The organism is Kitasatospora sp. NPDC050543 (genome assembly GCF_044457565.1).
Classification (GTDB): domain Bacteria; phylum Actinomycetota; class Actinomycetes; order Streptomycetales; family Streptomycetaceae; genus Kitasatospora.
This window is the reverse complement of the sequence record NZ_JBITGZ010000027.1, coordinates 1-21,776: the sequence shown is the minus strand read 5'-3', so window position 1 is coordinate 21,776 and position 21,776 is coordinate 1. Positions and strand designations below refer to the sequence as shown.

The following is a 21,776-nucleotide window of genomic DNA, read 5'->3' as shown; positions in this document are numbered from 1 at the left end:
GTCGGGCCTGCCGGCGAACGCGGAGTTCGGACACCGAGAAGCCTCTGGCGGGCTTTCGCTTCTGCGTGGAGCGGCGCCCGGCCGGGGATTTCCGGCTGCCCGGGCCCGCATTTCGGTGCGGCGCCGCCCGCGAAATCCCGCCGCCCGGTCGGAACAACCCTGCATTGGGCGAACATCCGCTCGCAGCCGCAAGGCCGTAAAGAGGTCACAGTAAACATGGCGAATGAAGAGACACTCCGCGGCTACCTCAAGCGGGTGACCGCCGATCTGCACCAGACGCGGCTGCGCCTGCGGGAGACCGAGGCCAAGGACCAGGAGCCGATCGCCATTGTCGGGATGAGCTGCCGGTACCCCGGCGGGGTCCGCTCGCCCGAGGACCTCTGGCAGCTGGTGGCGTCCGGCGCCGACGCGATGTCCGGCTTCCCGGCCGACCGCGGCTGGGACCTGGAGAACCTCTACCACCCGGACCCGGATCACCCGGGCACCTGCTACACGCGTGAGGGCGGGTTCATCCACGACCTCGCGCAGTTCGACCCCGCCGTCTTCGGCATCTCGCCGCGCGAGGCACTGGCGATGGACCCGCAGCAGCGGCTGCTGCTGGAGACGTCCTGGGAGGCCTTCGAACGGGCCGGCATCGACCCGCTGTCGCTGCACGGCACGCGGACCGGAGTCTTCGCCGGCACCAGCGGTCAGGACTACCTGTCGGTGCTGCTCGGCTCCGCCGACGACGTCGAGGGCTACCTCGGCACCGGGATCGCCGCCAGCGTCGTCTCCGGCCGGATCGCCTACAGCCTGGGCCTGGAGGGCCCGGCCGTCACCGTCGACACGGCCTGCTCCTCCTCGCTGGTCGCCCTGCACCTGGCCGTCCAGGCGCTGCGCAGTGGCGAGTGCTCACTCGCCCTGGCCGGCGGCGTCACCGTGATGAACTCCCCCGGCACCTTCGTGGACTTCAGCCGCCAGCGCGGACTCGCCACCGACGGGCGCTGCAAGTCCTTCGCGGACGCGGCCGACGGCACCGGCTGGGCCGAGGGCGCCGGCATGGTGCTGGTCGAGCGGCTCTCCGACGCGCGGCGGGGCGGCCACCCGGTGCTGGCCATCGTGCGCGGCTCGGCCGTCAACCAGGACGGCGCGTCCAACGGGCTCACCGCCCCGAACGGCCCCTCCCAGCAGCGCGTCATCCTCCAGGCGCTGGCCAGTGCCCGCCTGACACCCGACCAGGTCGACGCGGTGGAGGCGCACGGCACCGGCACCATGCTGGGCGACCCGATCGAGGCCCAGGCGATCATCGCCGCCTACGGCCAGGACCGGCCCGAGGACCGCCCGCTCTGGCTGGGCTCGCTCAAGTCGAACATCGGCCACAGCCAGGCCGCGGCGGGCATCGGCGGTGTCATCAAGTCGGTCATGGCGATCCGGCACGGCCTGCTGCCGCAGACCCTGCACGTGGACCGGCCGACCGCCAACGTCGACTGGTCGGCGGGCGCGGTGGAGCTGCTCACCGAGGCCCGCCCGTGGCCGGAGACCGGGCGGGCGCGCCGGGTCGGCATCTCCTCGTTCGGCTTCAGCGGCACCAACGCGCACACCATCATCGAGCAGGCCCCGCCGGAGGCGGAGCAGGCGGTGGCGGACCGGGACCCGGCGGCGGACGGGGGCACCGAGGGCGCCGGGGCCGCCGGGGCCGTTCTGCCGGTGCCCGCCGTGCTGCCCTGGCCGCTCTCCGGCAAGGGTGAGGCGGCGCTGCGGGCGCAGGCCGCCCGGCTGCGCGAGCGGCTGACGGCAAAGCCGGGCCTGCGGCCCCTGGACGTCGCCTACACGCTCGCCACCGGCCGAGCCGCGCTGGAGCAGCGCGCGGTGCTGGTGGCGGACGGCCGCGAGGAGTTCCTCGCCGCGCTGGACGCGTTGGCGACGGGCGGGCGCTCGGCCGACCTGGTGCTCGGCTCGCCGGTCGAGGGCCACACGGCCTTCCTGTTCACCGGCCAGGGCAGCCAGCGGACGGGCATGGGCGAGGAGCTGTACGGCGCGTACCCGGTGTACCGGGAGGCCTTCGACGCTGTCTGCGCGGAGCTGGATCCGTTGCTGGGTCGTCCGTTGCGCGAGGCGATCGCGGATGCGGAGCTGGTCGGTGAGACGGGCTTCACGCAGCCGGCGTTGTTCGCGTTGGAGGTGGCGCTGTTCCGGCTGGTGGAGTCGTGGGGTGTGCGGCCGGACTTCCTGGCGGGGCATTCGATCGGTGAGCTGGCCGCCGCGCATGTGGCGGGTGTGTTCTCGCTGGCCGATGCCGCGAAGTTGGTGGCGGCTCGTGGGCGGTTGATGCAGGCGTTGCCGCGCGGTGGTGCGATGGTGGCGGTGCAGGCGTCGGAGGCGGAGGTGCTGCCGCTGCTGACCGAGGGTGTCGGGATCGCGGCGGTCAACGGGCCTACGTCGGTGGTGATCTCGGGCGTCGAGGACGCGGTGCTGGCGGTGGTGGCCGAGCTGGAGGGCCGCAAGTCCAAGCGGCTCACCGTCAGTCATGCGTTCCATTCGCCGTTGATGGACGGCATGCTGGCGGACTTCCGTGCGGTCGCCGCGCAGGTGGCCTTCGAGGCGCCGCGGATCCCGGTCGTCTCGACCCTGACGGGCGCGCTCGCGTCCACCGAACTCACCGACCCCGAGTACTGGGTGCGCCACGTCCGCGAGGCCGTCCGCTTCGCCGACGCCGTCCGGGTGCTGGAGGCCGAGGGCGTCCGGACGTTCCTGGAGCTGGGCCCGGCCGGGGTGCTGACCGCCCTCGGCCAGGAGAGCGCGGAGCGCGCCGACAGCGCCTTCGCCCCGGCCCTGCGCGCCGACCGCCCGGAGCTGCGCGCGCTGACCACCGCCCTCGCGCAGCTTCAGGTGCGCGGGGTGCGCGCCGACTGGCAGGCGTACTTCGCCGGCACCGGCGCGCGCCACGTCGACCTGCCCACCTACGCCTTCCAGCAGCGCCGCTTCTGGCCCACCGCCGGGGCCTGGGACGAGGGCACGGGCACCGAGCCGTCGGCCGGATCCCCGGTCGACGAGGAGTTCTGGGCGGCCGTCGAGCGCGGTGACCTGGAGGCGCTCACCACCACCCTGGCGGTCGCCGGCGACCAGCCGCTCAGCTCGGTGCTGCCCGCGCTGACCGCCTGGCGCCGCCACAGCCGTCTGCGCTCCACCGTCGACGACTGGCGCTACCGGATCACCTGGCGGCCGGTCACCGAGACGCCCGCCGCCCAGCTCTCCGGGGCCTGGCTGCTGGTGACCCCGGCCGCCGACGCCGACGCCGGCGCAGGCTTGGAGGGCGCCGAGGGCGCCGAGGGCGCCGAGTCCGAGGGCGCCGATGCCTGGGTGACGGCCGCCGCCACCGCCCTGACCCGGCGCGGCGTGCGCGTGCGGCACCTCGCCGTCGACCCGGCGGCCACCGACCGGGCCGCACTCGCCGCGCTGCTGCACGCCGAACTCCCTGCGGACGGGGAGCAGTTCGCGGGCGTCCTCTCGCTGCTCCCGCTGGCCGCCGGCCGCCACCCCGAGCACCCGTCGGCGCCACTCGCCCTCACCGGCACCCTCGCCCTGGTGCAGGCGCTCGGCGACGCGGGCATCGAGGCGCCGCTCTGGTGCGCCACCCGCGGCGCCGTCAGCACCGGCCGCTCCGACCGGCTGGAGAGCGCCGTCCAGGCCCAGGTCTGGGGCCTCGGGCGAGTCGTCGTCCAGGAGCACCCCGACCGCTGGGGCGGCCTGATCGACCTGCCGCCGGCCCCGGACGAGCGGGCGCAGGCCCGCCTCGCCGCGGTGCTCGCCGGCCTCGGCGCCGAGGACCACCTGGCGATCCGCCCGTCCGGCATCCTGGCCCGCCGCCTGGTCCGCGCCCCGCGCGCCGAGGCCCCGGCCGAGGGCTGGTCCCCGCGCGGCACCGCCCTGGTGACCGGCGGTACCGGCGCCCTCGGCGCCCATGTCGCCCGCTGGCTGGCCCGCCAGGGCGCGGAGCACCTGCTGCTGACCAGCCGCCGGGGCCGGGACGCCGCCGGTGTCGCCGAGCTGGAGGCCGAACTCACCGCCCTGGGCACCCGGGTGACCGTCGCGGCCTGTGACGTGAGCGACCGAGCCGCGGTCGCCGCCCTGCTGGCCGAGATCCCCGCGAAGTACCCGCTGAGCACCGTGGTCCACGCGGCCGGTGTGCTGGACGACGGCGTGCTGGACGCGCTCACCCCGCAGCGCCTCGCCGGCGTGCTGGGCCCCAAGGTGGACGCCGCCGTCAACCTGCACGAACTCACCCGGGGGCTCGACCTCTCGGCGTTCGTGATGTTCTCCTCCTTCGCCGGCACCTTCGGCGGCCCCGGCCAGGCCAACTACGCGGCCGCCAACGCCTTCCTGGACGCGCTCGCCGAGCAGCGCCGCGCCGCCGGCCTGCCCGCGACCGCGATGGCCTGGGGCGCCTGGGCCGAGGGCGGCATGGCGGTGGACGACACCGTCAAGGAGCGGCTGCGCCGGGGCGGCGTCCCGGCCCTCGACCCGGCCACCGCCGTCGCCGCCATGCAGCACGCCCTCGACCTCGACGAGACCTTCTCCATCGTGGTGGACGTGCTCTGGGACCGCTTCGCGCCCCAGTACACCGCCATCCGCCCCAGCACCCTCTTCGACGAGCTGCCCCAGGCCCGACAGGCGATGGCCGCCGCCGACGCCGAGTACCAGGCCCAGTCGGACGCCTCCTCGCTCCGGCAGCGGCTGCTCGCCGCCGCCGAGAGCGAGCGGCCCCGCCTGGCGCTGGACTTCGTCCGCACCCAGGTCGCCGCCGTCCTCGGCCACGCCGGGCCGCAGGACGTCGAACCCGGCCGGGCCTTCCGCGAGCTGGGCTTCGACTCGCTGACCGCCGTCGAACTGCGCAACCTGCTCGCCGTCCTCACCGGGCTGCGGCTGCCCGCCACGCTCGTCTTCGATCACCCCAACGCCACCGCCCTCGCCGAGCTGCTCTGCGCCGAACTGCTCGGCGCCGCCCCCGAGGCCGCCCCCGAGCGGGCGGCGGGCGCCGGCGCGGACGACGAACCGATCGCCATCGTCGGCATGAGCTGCCGCTTCGCCGGCGGGGTGGGCTCGCCCGAGGAGCTGTGGCGGCTGCTCGCCGACGGCACCGACGCGCTGATCCCCTTCCCCGGTGACCGCGGCTGGGACCTCGACGCCGTCTACCACCCCGACCCGGACCACCCGGACACCAGCTACGTCCGCGAGGGCGGCTTCCTGGACGACGCGGGCGCCTTCGACCCCGGCTTCTTCGGCATCTCGCCGCGCGAGGCGCTCGCGATGGACCCGCAGCAGCGGCTGCTGCTGGAGACCTCGTGGGAGGCCATCGAGCGGGCCGGCATCGACCCGGCGAGCCTGCGCGGCAGCCGGACCGGCGTCTTCGCGGGCACCAACGGCCAGGACTACCTGCCGCTCATCCTGAGCGCCCCCGACGGCTCCGAGGGGTTCCTCGGCACCGGCAACGCGGCCAGCGTGCTCTCCGGCCGGATCGCCTACACGCTGGGCCTGGAGGGCCCGGCCGTCACCGTCGACACCGCCTGCTCCTCCTCACTGGTCGCGCTGCACTGGGCGATCCAGGCGCTGCGCTCGGGTGAGTGCGAACTGGCGCTCGCGGGCGGCGTCACCGTGATGTCCACCCCCGGCAACTTCATCGACTTCAGCCGCCAGCGGGGCCTGGCCGCCGACGGGCGCTGCAAGGCGTTCGCGGCCGGGGCCGACGGCACCGGCTGGGGCGAGGGCGTCGGCCTGCTGCTGGTCGAGCGGCTGTCCGACGCCCGCCGTAACGGCCACCCCGTACTGGCGCTGGTCCGCGGCTCCGCCGTCAACCAGGACGGCGCCTCCAACGGCCTCACCGCCCCGAACGGCCCGTCGCAGCAGCGGGTGATCCGCCAGGCGCTCGCCTCGGCCGGGCTGTCGCCCGCCGAGGTCGACGCGGTGGAGGCGCACGGCACCGGCACCGCCCTCGGCGACCCGATCGAGGCGCAGGCGCTGCTCGCCACGTACGGCCGGGCGCACACCGGGGAGCAGCCGCTCTGGCTCGGCTCGGTGAAGTCCAACCTCGGCCACACCCAGGCCGCCGCCGGTGTCGCCGGCGTCATCAAGATGGTCCTGGCGATGCAGCACGGCCTGCTGCCGCAGACCCTGCACGTGGACGAGCCCTCGCCGAACGTCGACTGGTCGGCCGGCGCGGTCGAACTGCTCACCGAGGCCCGCCCCTGGCCCGAGACCGGGCGGCCCCGGCGGGCCGCCGTGTCCTCCTTCGGCGTCAGCGGTACCAACGCGCACACCATCATCGAGCAGGCCCCCGCGCCCGAGGACGCCCCCGCGCCCGCGCCCGTCGCGCCGGCCACCGTGCCGTGGCCGCTCTCCGCCCGCAGCGCGGAGGCGCTGCGCGGCCAGGCCGCGCGGCTTGCCGCCCTGCTCGCCGAGCAGCCCGCGCTGAGCCCGCTGGACGTCGGTCACTCGCTGGCCACCACCCGCGCCGCCCTCGAACAGCGGGCCCTGATCACCGGCGAGGACCAGCAGGAACGGCTGGCCGCGCTGACCGCGCTCGCCGAGGGCGGCGAGGCACCCGGCCTGGTCCGCGGCACGGCCGTCCTCGGCCGCACCGCCTTCCTGTTCACCGGCCAGGGCAGCCAGCGGGCCGGTATGGGCGAGGAGCTGTACGCCGCCCACCCGGCGTTCGCCGAGGCCTTCGACGCGGTCTGCGCCGAGCTGGACCGCCACCTGGAGCGGCCGCTGCGCGAGGCGATCGCGGACGAGACGCTGGTCAACGAGACGGCGTACGCGCAGCCCGCGCTGTTCGCCGTCGAGGTGGCGCTGTTCCGCCTGCTGGAGAGCTGGGGCCTGCACCCGGACGTGCTGGCCGGGCACTCCGTCGGCGAGCTCGCCGCCGCGCACGTGGCGGGCGTGTTCGCACTGGCGGACGCCGCCGCGCTGGTCGCCGCCCGGGGCCGGCTGATGCAGGCGCTGCCACGCGGCGGGGCGATGCTCGCGGTGCAGGCCACCGAGGCGCAGGTGCTGCCGCTGCTCACCGAGGGTGTCGCGATCGCCGCCGTCAACGGGCCCACGTCCGTGGTGATCTCGGGCATCGAGGACGCCGTGCTGGCCGTGGCGGAGCAGCTGGCGGGCCGCAGGACCAAGCGGCTCACCGTCAGCCACGCCTTCCACTCCCCGCTGATGGACGGCATGCTGGCGGACTTCCGTGCCGTCGCCGCGCGGCTGACCTTCCAGGCGCCGCGCATCCCGCTCGTCTCCACCCTCACCGGCGCCCCGGCCTCGCCGGAGGAGCTGACCTCGCCCGAGTACTGGGTGCGGCACGTCCGGGAGGCCGTCCGCTTCGCCGACGCCGTCCGCGCCCTGGAGGCCCAGGGCGTCACCACCTACCTGGAGCTCGGCCCCGACGGTGTGCTCAGCGCCCTCGCCCAGGAGAGCACCACCGAACCCGCCGCCTTCGCGCCCGTGCTGCGCCACGGCCGCCCCGAGGGGCAGACGCTCACCGCCGCCCTCGCCCAGGCGTACGTGCGCGGTGCGGCCCCGAACTGGCCCGAGGTGTTCGCCGGACAGGGCGCCCGCCGGATCGACCTGCCCACCTACGCCTTCCAGCGTGAGCGCTACTGGCCGAACGTCCCGCCGATGGACGCGGGCGACGTCACGATGGCCGGCCTCGGCGCCGCCGACCACCCGCTGCTCGGCGCCGCCGCCGAACTCCCCGACTCCGGCGGCCTGGTGTTCACCGGCCGGCTCGCCCTGGCCACCCACCCCTGGCTGGCCGACCACGCCGTGCTGGGCTCCGTCCTGCTGCCCGGCACCGCCTTCGTCGAGCTCGCCATCCGGGCCGGCGACCAGGTCGGCTGCGACCTGCTGGAGGAACTCACCCTCGCCGCACCGCTGGTGCTGCCCCCGCAGGGCGGCGTCCAGCTGCGGCTGACCCTCGGCGCGCCCGACCCGAGCGGCCGCCGCGAACTCAGCCTGCACTCCCGCCGCGAGGACCTCCCCGCCGAGGAGCCGTGGACCCGGCACGCCACCGGACTGCTCGCCGCCACCGGCGCCGGCCGGCCCGAACCCGCCACCGGCCCCTGGCCGCCCGCCGGCGCCACCGAGGTCGACCTCGGCGGCCGCTACGAGGGCATGGTCGCGGTCGGCTTCGACTACGGCCCGTCCTTCCAGGGCCTGCGCCGCGCCTGGCGGCACGACGGCGAGGTGTACGCCGAACTGCGCCTGCCGCAGCAGGCGGAGGCCGACGCCGCCCGCTTCGGCCTGCACCCCGCCCTGCTCGACTCCGCCCTGCACGCGCTCGGCCTGACCGTCGCCGACGGCGCCGACTGGCAGGCCGGCCTGCCGTTCTCCTGGACGGGCGTGCGCCTGCACGCGGCCGGCGCCGCCGCGCTGCGGGCCCGGCTGACCCCGCACGGCACGGACGGCGTCACCCTGCGCCTGGACGACGAGGAGGGCCGCCCGGTCGCCACCGTCGACTCGCTGGTGCTGCGGCCCGTGACGGCCGAGCAGGTGCAGTCCGCGCAGGCCGTGTTCCACGAGTCGCTGTTCCGCCCGCGATGGGTCGCGCTGCCCCTCGGTGCGAGCGCCGCCCCCGCCGCCGACGAGCGCTGGGCCGTGCTCGGCGGCGAGCCGCCGGCCGGCCTCGGCCTCCCCGTGGAGCGCCACGCCGACCTGGCCGCGCTCACCGCGGCGGCCCATGTCCCCGCCGTGGCACTCGCCCCCTGCCTCCCGCCGGCCGGGCCGGACGCCCCCCGGGGCGCCGAGGCCGTCACCGAGGCGCTGTACCGGGTGCTCGCCCTCCTCCAGGGCTGGCTCACCGAGGAGCGGACGGCCGACACCCACCTGGTGGTGCTCACGCGGGGCGCCGTCGCCGCCGCCGACGACCCGGAGGTCACCGACCCGGCGCACGCCGCCGCCTGGGGCCTGCTGCGCTCCGCGCAGACCGAGAACCCCGGCCGGATCAGCCTGGTCGACCTCGACGAGGACCCCGGCTCCGCCCGGGCGCTGCCCGCCGCCCTCGACTCCGGGGAACCGCAGCTGGCCGTCCGCCGGGGCGTCGCGCACGCCCTGCGGCTGACCCGGGTGCCCGTCGCGGTCACGCCGGACGCGGAAGGCGCCGGGCCCGAGCGGCCGGCCTTCGACCCGGACGGCACCGTCCTGATCACCGGCGGCACCGGCGCGCTCGGCGCGTTGCTCGCCCGTCACCTGGTCACCCGGCACGGCGTCCGGCACCTGCTGCTGACCAGCCGGCGCGGCGCCGACGCCCCCGGCGCGGCCGGGCTGATCGCCGAGCTCGCCGCGCTGGGCGCCGAGGCCACCGTCGCGGCCTGCGACACCGCCGACCGGACGGCGCTCGCCGCCCTGCTCGCCGCCGTCCCCGCCGGGCACCCGCTCACCGCCGTCGTCCACACCGCCGGCGTCACCGACGACGGCGTGATCGGCTCGCTCACCCCCGGCCGCCTGGACGCCGTGCTGCGCCCCAAGGCCGACGGCGCCCGGCACCTGGACGAGCTCACCGCCGGGCTCGACCTCGCCGCCTTCGTGCTCTTCTCCTCCGCCGCCGGCCTCTTCGGCGGCCCCGGCCAGGGCAACTACGCCGCCGCCAACGCCTACCTGGACGCCCTCGCCGGCCGGCGCCGGGCCCGGGGCCTGCCCGCCACCTCGCTGGTCTGGGGCCTGTGGGCGCAGGCCAGCGGCGTCAGCGGGCACCTCACCGAGAACGACCTCGCCCGGATGGAGCGCTCGGGCCTGGGCCCGCTCTCCGCCGACGAGGGCCTGGCCCTGTTCGACGCCGCCCTCGCCGCCCAGCGCGCCCAGGACGACGGCGCCGTCCTGGTGCCGATGCACATCAGCACCGCCGCCCTGCGCACCCAGGCCGCGAGCGGCCACCTCCCGCCGCTGCTGCGCGGCCTGGTCCGCGCCCCGCTGCGCCGGGCCGTGCGCACCGCGGGCCCCGCCACGGGCACCGCCGAGTCGGAACTGGTCCAGCGGCTCGCCGCACTCGGCGCCGCCGAGCAGGAGCGCGAGCTGCTCGACCTCGTCCGCGGCCAGGTCGCCGCCGTGCTCGGCTACCCGAACGCCGGCGCCGTCGACGCCGAACGCGCCTTCAAGGAGCTCGGATTCGACTCGCTGACCGCCGTCGAGCTGCGCAACCAGCTCGGCGCCGCGAGCGGCCTGCGGCTGCCCGCCACGCTGGTCTTCGACTACCCCAGCCCCGCCGCGCTCGCCGTCCACCTGCGCGCCGAACTCCTCGGCGACCGGCCCGCCGCCGCCGACCTGCGGCCCGCCGGCACCACCACGGGCACCGGCGACGAGGATCCGATCGCCATCGTGGGCATGGCCTGCCGCTACCCCGGCGACATCTCCTCGCCCGAGCAGCTGTGGCAGCTCATCGCGGGCGAGCGCGACGGCATCACCGGCTTCCCCACCGACCGCGGCTGGGACCTCGACGCGCTCTACCACCCGGACCCCGATCACCCCGGCACCTCGTACACCCGCGAGGGCGGGTTCCTGCACGACGCCAACTACTTCGACCCGGCCTTCTTCGGGATCTCGCCGCGCGAGGCCCTGGCCATGGACCCGCAGCAGCGGCTGCTGCTGGAGACCACCTGGGAGGTGTTCGAGCGCGCCGGCATCGACCCGGCGACCATGCGCGGCAGCCGTACCGGTGTCTTCGCCGGCGTGATGTACCACGACTACGGCACCCGGCTGCGCACCGCGCCCGACGAGGTGGAGGGTTACCTGGGCACCGGCAGCTCCAGCAGCGTCGTGTCGGGCCGCGTCGCGTACACCTTCGGCCTTGAGGGCCCGGCCGTCACCGTCGACACGGCCTGTTCGTCCTCGCTGGTCGCCCTGCACCTGGCCGCCCAGGCGCTGCGCAACGGCGAGTGCACCATGGCGCTGGCCGGCGGGGTGACGGTGATGTTCACCCCCGGTACCTTCATGGAATTCAGCCGCCAGCGCGGCCTCGCCGAGGACGGCCGCTGCAAGTCCTTCGCGGCGGCCGCCGACGGCACCGGCTGGGGCGAGGGCGCGGGCATGCTGCTCGTCGAGCGCCTCTCCGACGCCCGCCGCAACGGCCACCAGGTGCTGGCCATCGTGCGTGGCTCGGCCGTCAACCAGGACGGCGCCTCCAACGGGCTCACCGCGCCCAACGGCCCCTCCCAGCAGCGCGTCATCCGCCAGGCGCTGGCCGACGCCGGCCTGAGCGCCGCCGACGTGGACGCCGTCGAGGCGCACGGCACCGGCACCCGCCTCGGCGACCCGATCGAGGCGCAGGCCCTGCTCGCCACGTACGGCCAGGAGCACAGCGCCGAGCGGCCGCTCCGGCTCGGCTCGGTGAAGTCCAACCTCGGGCACACCCAGGCCGCCTCGGGTGTCGCCGGTGTGATCAAGATGGTCATGGCGATGCGTAACGGTGTGCTGCCCAAGACCCTGCACGTGGACGAGCCCTCGCCGCACGTGGACTGGGAGGCGGGCGCGGTCACGCTGCTCACCGAATCCGTCCCCTGGCCGGAGACCGGCCGGCCCCGCCGGGTCGGGGTGTCCTCCTTCGGGATCAGCGGCACCAACGCCCACACCATCCTGGAGCAGGCCCCACAGGCCCCGCAGGCCCCACAGGCCCCGCAGGACGATCCGGCCGTGCCCGCCGGGGCCCGGCCGCCCGTGCTGGCCTGGCCGCTCTCCGCCAAGGGCGAGCCGGCCCTGCGCGCCCAGGCCGCCCGCCTGCTGGCGCACCTGGCGGAGGACCACCCCGCGCCGGAGCCGCTGGACGTCGGCCACGCGCTCGCCACCACGCGGGCCACCCTCGAGCAGCGCGCCGTCCTGGTCGCCGCCGGGCAGGCCGAGCTGCTCACCGCCCTGGCCGCGCTCGCCGAGGGCGCCGAGGCACCCGGTCTGCTGCGCGGCTCGGCCGCCCCCGGCCGTACCGCCTTCCTGTTCACCGGCCAGGGCAGCCAGCGGGCCGGCATGGGGCAGGAGCTGTGCGCGGCCTTCCCGGTGTTCGCCGAGGCGTTCGACGCGGTGTGCGCGGAGCTGGACCCGCTGCTGGACCGTCCGCTGCGCGAGGCCGTCGCCGACCCGCAGCTGATCAACGAGACCGGCTGCGCCCAGCCCGCGCTGTTCGCCCTCGAAGTGGCGCTGTTCCGGCTGGTGGAGTCCTCGGGGGTGCGGCCGGACTACCTGGCCGGGCACTCGATCGGTGAGCTGGCGGCCGCGCATGTGGCGGGTGTGTTCTCGCTGGCGGACGCGGCGAAGCTGGTAGCGGCTCGTGGCCGGTTGATGCAGGCGCTGCCGCGCGGCGGGGCGATGGTCGCCGTCGAGGCCGCCGAGGCCGAGGTACTGCCGCTGCTCACCGACGGCGTCGCGATCGCCGCCGTCAACGGGCCCACGTCCGTGGTGCTCTCGGGTACCGAGACCGCCGTCCTGGAGATCGCCGAGAAGCTGGCCGCCGACGGCCGGCGCACCAAGCGCCTCACCGTCAGCCACGCCTTCCACTCCCCGCTGATGGACGGCATGCTGGACGACTTCCGCGCCGTCGCCGAGACGCTGACGTACCAGGCGCCGCGGATCCCGATCGTCTCCACCCTCACCGGCGCGCTCGCCACGGCCGAGGAGCTCACCGACCCCGGGTACTGGGTACGCCACGTCCGCGAGGCCGTCCGCTTCGCCGACGCCGTCCGGGTGCTGGAGGCCGAGGGCGTCACCCGCCACCTGGAGCTCGGCCCCGACGGCGTCCTCAGCTCCCTGGGCCAGGACTGCACCACCGGGACGGGCGCCGCCTTCCTGCCCGCCCTGCACCGCCAACGGCCCGAACCCCTCACCCTGGCCGGCGCCCTCGCCGGACTCCACGTACGCGGCGCCGAGGTCGACTGGCGGGCCCTGACCGCGGGCCACCACGCCCGTCGGATCGACCTGCCCACCTACGCCTTCCAACGGGAGCGCTACTGGCTGGACACCGGCCTGTCCGCCGGGGACATGGCCTCCGCCGGACTCGACCTGGCCGGCCACCCGCTGCTCGGCGCGGCCGTCGAACTCCCCGACACCGGCTCCGTGGTGTTCACCGGCCGGCTGGCCCGCTCCACCCAGCCCTGGCTGGCCGAGCACACCGTGCACGGCACGGCCGTCCTGCCCGGCACCGCCCTCGTGGAGCTCGCGCTGACGGCAGGCCGGCAGGCCGGCTGCGACCTGCTGGACGAACTCACGCTCGCCGCACCGCTGGTGCTGCCCGAGCGCGGTGGCGTCCAGCTGCGCCTGACCGTCGCGGCGGCCGAGCCGGACGGCCGGCGGGCCCTGGCCCTGTACTCCCGGATCGAGGACGTGCCCGCCGACGAGCCCTGGATCCGCCACGCGACCGGCCTGCTGGCCGAGGGAGCCCCGGCGGACGGCGTCGAGCTCACCGAGTGGCCCCCGCCCGGCGCCGAGCCCGTCGACACCGAAGGCCTGTACGAGCGGTCCGCCGCCGCCGGCCTCGACTACGGACCGGCGTTCCAGGGTCTGCGCCGCGCCTGGCGGCTGGACGGCGAGCTCTTCGCCGAGATCCGCCCCGAACCGGCCGGCCGCCCGCTGGACGCCGCGCCGTACGGGCTGCACCCGGCGCTGATGGACGCCGCCCTGCACGGCATCGGCCTCGGCGGCCTGGTGCCGGCCGCCGACCAGGACCCCGGCCGGCCCCGCCTGCCGTTCTCCTGGACGGGCGTGCGGCTGCACGCCCCCGGCGCCGCCGCGCTGCGGGTACGGCTCGCCCCGGCCGGCCAGGACGCGGTGACGCTGGACCTCGCGGACGAGCACGGCCGCCCGGTCGCCACGGTCGACGCCCTGGTGCTGCGCGCGGCCTCGCCCGCGCAGCTGCACTCCGCCCACGGCGCCCACCACGACTCGCTGTTCCGTCCGGAGTGGACCGCCCTGCCCGGCGCCACCGCGGGCGGGGTCGGCAGCCCGGCGGCAGCCGGCCGGCACTGGGCGGTGCTCGGCGCCGCCGCCGCACTGTCCGGTCTGTCGTCGGTCGCCCCGCCCGCCTACGCCGACCTCGCCGCGCTGGCGGCCGCCGTCACCGGCGGGGCGCCGGTGCCCGACACGGTGTTCGTCCCGGCCTTCCCGGGCACCGCCCCGGCGGCCGACACCCCGGCCGCGGCCCGGGCCGCAGTCCGACGCGCCCTCGGGCTCGCCCAGGACTGGGCCGCCGACCAGGGCCCGGCCTACGCCCGGCTGGTGGTACTCACCCGGGGCGCGGTCGCCACCGCCGACGACCAGGACCTCACCGACCTGGTGCACGCGCCGGTGTGGGGCCTGCTGCGCTCCGCCCAGAGCGAGAATCCGGGCCGGATCGTGCTGGTCGACCTCGACGAGGACTCCGAGTCCCTCCGGGCGCTGCCCGCCGCCCTCGACTCCGGGGAACCGCAGCTGGCCGTCCGCCGGGGCGTCGCGCACGCCCTGCGGCTGACCCGGGTGCCCGTCGCGGCCACCCCGGACGCCGAGGGCGCCGGGCCCGAGCGGCCGGCCTTCGACCCGGACGGCACCGTCCTGATCACCGGCGGCACCGGCGCGCTCGGCGCGCTGGTGGCCCGTCACCTGGCCTCCCGGCACGGCGTCCGGCACCTGCTGCTGACCAGCCGGCGCGGCGCCGACGCCCCCGGCGCGGCCGGGCTGATCGCCGAGCTCGCCGCGCTGGGCGCCGAGGCCACCGTCGCGGCCTGCGACAGCGCCGACCGGACGGCGCTCGCCGCCCTGCTCGCCGCCGTCCCCGCCGGGCACCCGCTCACCGCCGTCGTCCACACCGCGGGCGTGCTCGACGACGGTGTGCTGGGCGCACTGACGCCCGAGCGGCTGGAGGCGGTGCTGCGCCCCAAGATCGACGCGGCCTGGCACCTGCACGAGCTCACCGCCGGGCTCGACCTCTCGGCGTTCGTGATGTTCTCCTCCTCCGCCGGCGTGCTCGGCGGCCCCGGCCAGGCCAACTACGCCGCAGGAAACACCTTCCTGGACGCACTGGCCCGGCACCGCCGGGCCGGTGGCCGGGCCGCCGTCTCGCTGGCCTGGGGCCTGTGGGCCCAGGACGGCACCGGCGGCGGGATGTCCGGCGGGCTGGACGAGGCCGACGTGGCCCGGATGACCCGGGCCGGGTTCGCCCCGCTGCCCACCGCCGAGGGCCTGGACCTGTTCGACCTGGTGCCGACCCTGCCGGACGCCGTCCTGGTGCCGATGCGGCTCGACCCGGCCGCCCTGCGGGCGCAGGGCGACCCCGAGGCGGTGCCGCACCTGCTGCGCCACCTGGTCCGGATACCGGCCCGCCGCCCGGCCGCCGGCTCCCGGGCGGCCACGGCCGACCGGGCCGGGCAGGAGGCCCCGCGCACCCTGGCCGAGCAGGTGCGCGGCCTGCCGGACGCCGACCGCGACCGCATCCTGCTGGACGCGGTGCGGGCCCAGGTCGCCGGGGTGCTCGGCTACGGCGGCGCCGAGGCCATCGAACCGGCCCGCGGCTTCGTGGAGTTGGGCTTCGACTCGCTCACCGCCGTCGACCTGCGCAACCGCCTAGGGGCGGCCGCCGGCCTGCGGCTGCCGGTGACGCTGATCTTCGATCACCCGACGCCGGCCGCCCTCGCCGCCTACCTGCGCGAGGAGACCCGCGAGCGGGAGGCGGCGGCCCCGGCCCTGCCGATCGGCGCGGAACTCGACCGGCTGGAGTCGGCGCTCGCCGCCCTCTCCCCGGGCGACGAGGAGCACCGGAGTGTTGCCACCCGCCTGCGCACGCTGCTCGCGATGTGGACCGAGACCCGGACCCCGGCCGGCCCCGAGCCCGCCCGGGCGGCCGAGGACGCCGCGCTGGAGGCGGCGACGGCAGACGAGCTGTTCAGCCTCCTCGACGAGGAGCTCGGCCTGAACTGACGCCGGCGCCCGCCGGGAGTTCCCCCGCTCCCGGCGGCCGGCCGGCGCCGCCCACCCCGGTCCCTGCCCCTGTCCGCGTCGACGTCCGTCCGCGTCCGCCGCGGCAGGGGTAGGGGTCGGTCCTTGCGAACTAGGGGTCGGGTAGGTGGCTCGCACGGGTATTGACGGCATTTCAGCGGATCTACGCTCGATCCGCAGCGACGTGTGTGCAGGCCCGCGACCCCGCCCGGCGGCGCGACACACCGCGCCCAGCGCCATCGCCCTGCCCGCGCCACCCGCCATGCCACGCCACCGAGGAGATGTGTGTGAACGACCAGCCTCAGACCCCGGAACACCTCGTGGAGATCGACCGCTCCGCGGCCCCCGCCCGGGAGCCCGGCCCGATCGACCTGCGCCGCTACTACGCACACCCCGCCTACTCGGGCCTGGCGACCTTTATGGGCGTCCCGTTCTGCCTCAACCAGGAGGACCTGCGCGCGGGCAACGTCGACGTCGCCGTGCTGGGCATCCCGCTGGACTCCTCGGTCGGCCACCGCGGCGCCGCGTACGGCCCGCGCATGATCCGCGCCGACGAGCGTTACATCTTCAACACCCCCGAAGCCATGATCAACGCCAGCACCCGGATCAACCCCTTCGACGTGCTCAAGGTGGTCGACTACGGCGACGCGGCCGTGGACGCGTTCAGCACCGCCGACTCGCTCGGCCCGATCCGCTCCCTCGTGCGCGAGATCGCCGAGGTCGGCGCCGTCCCCGTGCTGCTGGGCGGCGATCACTCGCTGCTCTGGCCGAGCGTCGGCGCGCTCGCCGACGTGTACGGCCCGGAGAAGATCGGCGTCATCCACTTCGACGCCCACCCCGACTGCCACGACAGCCAGCTCGGCCACCGCGCCACCCACAGCACCCCGATCCGCCGGATCATCGAGGACGAGAAGATCCCGGCCGGCAACGTGGTCCAGGTCGGCGTGCGCACCGTCACCGGCCCGGACAACCAGCTCTTCAACTGGATGCGGCGCCAGGGCATGAAGACGCACTTCATGGCCGAGATCGAGCGGATCGGCTTCCACGCCGTGCTGGACAAGGCGATCGCCGAGGTCCAGGAGAAGGCGGAGTACGTGTACCTCTCGCTCGACATCGACGTGCTGGACCCCGTCTACGCCCCCGGCACCGGCACCCCCGAGCCCGGCGGCCTGACCAACCGTGAGATCTTCCCGGCCTTCCGCCGGATCTGCCACGAGACCAAGGTCATCGGCATGGACGTCGTCGAGGTCGCCCCGCACCTGGACCCCGGCTACTCCACCACCATGAACGCCCGCCGCGCCATCTTCGAGGGCCTCACCGGCCTGGCCATGAACCGCCTGAAGATCGCCGGCCCGAACTACCTCAACCCGATCGTCTCCGGCCAGGTGAAATTCCCGATGGGCTGATCCCGGGGCCGCAGGAAAGGGCCCCGGGTCCATTCGGGACCCGGGGAACCCCCGGTTAGGGGGAGGTTAGGGGATGCCTCCTGTTGAGCGCCGCTGCTAGCGTGACGGCGCGCAGGCAATTCCCGCGATCCCGCCGGGGGATATCGCCCGCCGGGGCGCCGCGAAATCCGGCGGGCGGGCGCGGGGAACCGAAGCCGGAATTGCCGGGGCCAGATATCTCCCGCATCGGCGGGGAGTTTCGGGCGCACGTTTTCATCGCGAATCAACGGCGGCCGTGCCCAGGGCCCTCCGGACGTGCTCGGACGTTCCGAAGTGGCCGGCACGGCCCCCACGACCGGGTTCAAGGGTGTGACAGCACGTGGAGAACGAAGAGAAGCTCCTCGACTACCTCAAGCGGGCGACCGCCGATCTGCGCGAGACGCGCCGACGGCTGCGCGAGCTGGAGGAGCAGGAGCCGGAGCCGATCGCGATCGTCGGCATGGCCTGCCGCTACCCGGGCGGGGTGACCTCGCCCGAGGAGCTGTGGCGGCTGGTCGCCGACGGCGGCGACGGCGTCTCGGAGTTCCCCGTCGACCGCGGCTGGGACGTCTCCGCCCTGCACGACGAGGACCCGGAGCGCCCCGGCACCTCGTACACCCGCGAGGGCGGCTTCCTGCACGACGCCGCCGAGTTCGACCCGGCGTTCTTCGGCATCTCGCCCCGCGAGGCCCTGGCCATGGACCCGCAGCAGCGCCTGCTGCTGGAGACCTCCTGGGAGGCCTTCGAGCGGGCCGGGATCGATCCGGAATCCGTACGGGGCACAGCGACCGGCGTCTTCGCCGGCGTGATGTACCACGACTACGCCTCCCGCCTGGTCACGGTGCCCGAGGAGGTCGCCGGCTACCTCGGCAACGGCAACTCCGGCAGCGTCGCCTCCGGCCGCGTCGCGTACGCGCTCGGCCTTGAGGGTCCGGCCGTCACCGTCGACACCGCCTGCTCGTCCTCGCTGGTCGCCCTGCACTGGGCGGTACAGGCGCTGCGCGCCGGGGAGTGCTCGCTGGCGCTGGCCGGCGGCGTCGCCGTGATGTCCACCCCCAACGCGTTCATCGACTTCAGCCGCCAGCGCGGACTCGCGGCCGACGGCCGCTGCAAGTCCTTCGCGGCCGCCGCCGACGGCACCGGCTGGGGCGAGGGCGTCGGCATGCTGCTCGTCGAGCGGCTCTCCGACGCGCTCGCCAACGGCCACCCCGTCCTGGCGGTGGTCCGCGGCACCGCCGTCAACCAGGACGGTGCCAGCAGCGGCCTCACCGCCCCCAACGGCCCGGCACAGCAGCGCGTCATCCGCCAGGCCCTCTCCGCCGCCCGCCTGACCGCCCACCAGATCGACGCGGTGGAGGCGCACGGCACCGGCACCACCCTCGGCGACCCGATCGAGGCGCAGGCCCTTCTCGCCACCTACGGCCAGGGCCGAGACGAGGACCGCCCGCTCTGGCTCGGCTCGCTCAAGTCCAACATCGGCCACACCCAGGCGGCGGCCGGCGTCGGCGGCATCATCAAGATGGTCATGGCGATGCGGCACGGCGTGCTGCCGAAGACCCTGCACGTGGACGAGCCCTCCCCGCACGTCGACTGGACGGCCGGCGCCGTCGAGCTGCTCACCGAGGCCCGCCCCTGGCCCGAGACCGGCCGCCCGCGCCGGGCCGCCGTCTCCTCCTTCGGCGTCAGCGGCACCAACGCCCACACCATCCTCGAACAGGCCCCCGTGCCGGCCGGGTCGTCCGGGTCGGCCGAGACGGTGGACGCGCCGCGCGCGGTGCCGGTCCCCGTGCCACTGGTGCTCTCCGGCCACGACGAAGCGGCCCTGCGGGCCCAGACCGAGCGCCTGCGGGCCCACCTGGCCGCCGACGACGACGTCCACCTCGCGGATGTCGCCCTGTCCCTTGCCACCGGCCGCGCGGCGCTCAAGCACCGGGCGGCGCTGGTGGGCGGTGACCGGGCGCAGGTGCTGGCGGGGCTGGAGGCGCTGGCGGCGGGTGGGTCGGCTGCGGGTTCGGCGTCGGTTTCGGTGTCCGGGGTGTCGGGGACGGCGGGGCGGACGGCGTTCCTGTTCGCGGGTCAGGGCAGCCAGCGGACGGGCATGGGCGAGGAGCTGTACGCCGCGTACCCGGTGTACCGGGATGCCTTCGACACCGTCTGCGCGGCGCTGGATCCGTTGCTGGATCGTCCGCTGCGCGAGGCGATCGCGGATGCGGAGCTGATCGACGAGACGGGCTTCACCCAGCCGGCGTTGTTCGCCCTCGAAGTCGCGCTGTTCCGGCTCGTCGAGTCGTGGGGTGTGCGGCCGGACTTCCTGGCGGGGCATTCGATCGGTGAGCTGGCTGCCGCGCATGTGGCGGGTGTGTTCTCGTTGGCGGACGCCGCGAAGTTGGTGGCGGCTCGTGGGCGGTTGATGCAGGCGTTGCCGCGCGGTGGTGCGATGGTGGCGGTGCAGGCGTCGGAGGCGGAGGTGCTGCCGCTGCTGACCGAGGGTGTCGGGATCGCGGCGGTCAACGGCCCGACGTCGGTGGTGATCTCGGGCGTCGAGGACGCGGTGCTGGCGGTGGTGGCCGAGCTGGAGGGCCGCAAGTCCAAGCGGCTCACCGTCAGTCATGCGTTCCACTCGCCGCTGATGGACGGCATGCTGGCGGACTTCCGTGCGGTCGCCGCGCAGGTGGCCTTCCAGGCGCCGCGGATCCCGGTCGTCTCGACCCTGACGGGCGCGCTCGCGTCCACCGAACTCACCGACCCCGAGTACTGGGTGCGCCACGTCCGCGAGGCCGTCCGCTTCGCCGACGCCGTCCAGGTGCTGGAGGCCGAGGGCGTCCGGACGTTCCTGGAGCTCGGCCCGGACGGCACGCTGACCGCGATGGCTCAGCAGTGCCTGACGGAGGACTCCGACGCCGTCCTGACCCCGGCCCTGCGTCGGGACCGCGCCGAGGCTCAGAGCTTCGCCACCGCTCTCGCCCAGCTGCACGTGCGCGGCGTCAAGCTGGACTGGCAGGCCGTCTTCGCCGGCACCGCCGCCCACCGCGTCGACCTGCCCACGTACGCCTTCCAGCGCGAGCGGTACTGGCTCGACAGCGGCGCCGATCAGATCGGTGACGTCACGGCGGCCGGCCTCGGCTCGATCACGCACCCACTGTTCGGGGCCGTCGTGTCGGTGCCCGAGCTGGACGGGCGACTGTTCATCGGGCGCCTGTCGCTGCGGACGCATCCCTGGCTGGCCGACCACGCCGTCGCGGGCCGGGTGCTGCTCCCCGGCACTGCCTTCGTGGACCTCGCGGTGGCGGCCGGCGACCAGCTGGCGTGCAGCAGGCTGGACGAGCTGACCGTCGAAGCACCGCTGGTGGTTCCCGTGACGGGGTCCGTCCAGCTGTGCCTGACGGTGGGGGCCCTCGACGAGCTGGGACGCAGGCCGCTGAGCCTGCACTCCCGTCCGCAGGACGACGAGACCGACGACGACACGTGGCCCGAACTGCCCTGGACGCGCCACGCGACGGGCTTCCTGTCACCCACGGTCGTACCCCCTGCCTTCGAGCCCGCGCAGTGGCCGCCGGCCGGCGCGGAGCCGGTCGCGGTGGACGGGCTGTACGAGGGACTCGCTGCCGCAGGGCTGGAGTACGGGCCGGTGTTCCGGGGGCTGCGGGCGGCGTGGCGGCGGGACGGTGAGGTGTTCGCCGAGGTTGCCGTGCCGGAGGAGGCGCGGGCGGAGGCCGGGCTGTTCGGTCTGCATCCGGCGTTGCTGGATGCCGCGCTGCACGCCGTGGGCGTGGGCGGGCTGCTGGAGGATACCGGTCAGGGGCGGCTGCCGTTCGCCTGGACGGGGGTGTCCCTGCACGCGGCCGGTGCCGGTGAGCTTCGGGTGCGGATCTCGGTGGCGGGCACGGATGCCGTGTCGCTCGCAGTGGCGGATGCCACCGGGCAGCCGGTCGCGGTGGTCGAGTCGCTGGTGCTGCGTCCGTTCGCAGCCGAGCAGTTGGCGGCCTCGGGCGGGCATGAGTCGCTGTTCCGCCGGGAGTGGATGCCGGTGGCGTTGCCGCCGGACGCTCCGGCCGGGGCGATCGCCGTGCTGGGCGACGAGGACCTCGGCCTGCCGGGCGCGGTGTGCTTCGCCGATCTGGCGGCCGTGGCGGCGGCCGGGGCCGTGCCGGGGGCGGTGCTGGTCCCGCTGCCCGCCGGGGCTGTCGCTCCTGCCGGCGACGCTGCCGCTGCCACCCACGCGGCGGTGCGGGAGGCGCTGGCGCTGGTGCAGGAGTGGCTGGCGGCGGAGGAGTTCGCGGACTCCCGCCTGGTGGTGGTGACGCGCGGTGCGAGCACCGGTGAGGATCTTGCCGCTGCTGCGGTCTGGGGTCTGTTGCGTTCGGCGCAGTCGGAGAACCCGGGCCGGATCGTGCTGGTGGACCTGGACGAGGACGTCGAGTCGTCGGCGGTCCTGGCCCGGGCGTT

Annotated in this window: 3 protein-coding genes; all 3 read left to right on the top strand. The window is 75.8% G+C overall.

Annotation, left to right across the window (positions count from 1 at the left end):
• Window positions 1-216 precede the first annotated feature (216 nt).
• Entirely contained in the window at window positions 217-15,888 is a 15,672-nt protein-coding gene (locus ACIBH3_RS27165) for a type I polyketide synthase (protein ID WP_396314705.1), read from the top strand.
• 305 nt (window positions 15,889-16,193) lie between these two features.
• Window positions 16,194-17,312: an agmatinase family protein gene (locus ACIBH3_RS27160; RefSeq protein ID WP_396314704.1), complete on the top strand. Its 1,119-nt coding sequence runs from the start codon at window positions 16,194-16,196 to the stop codon at window positions 17,310-17,312.
• Between the two features lie 358 nt (window positions 17,313-17,670).
• A partial coding sequence (locus ACIBH3_RS27155) for a type I polyketide synthase (protein WP_396314703.1) occupies window positions 17,671-21,776 on the top strand: 4,106 nt, incomplete at its 3' end.

Bases quoted from the DNA above. Each gene is read 5' to 3' on its own strand.
- ACIBH3_RS27165 (WP_396314705.1), top strand. From the start codon at position 217: ATGGCGAATGAAGAGACACTCCGCGGCTACCTCAAGCGGGTGACCGCC.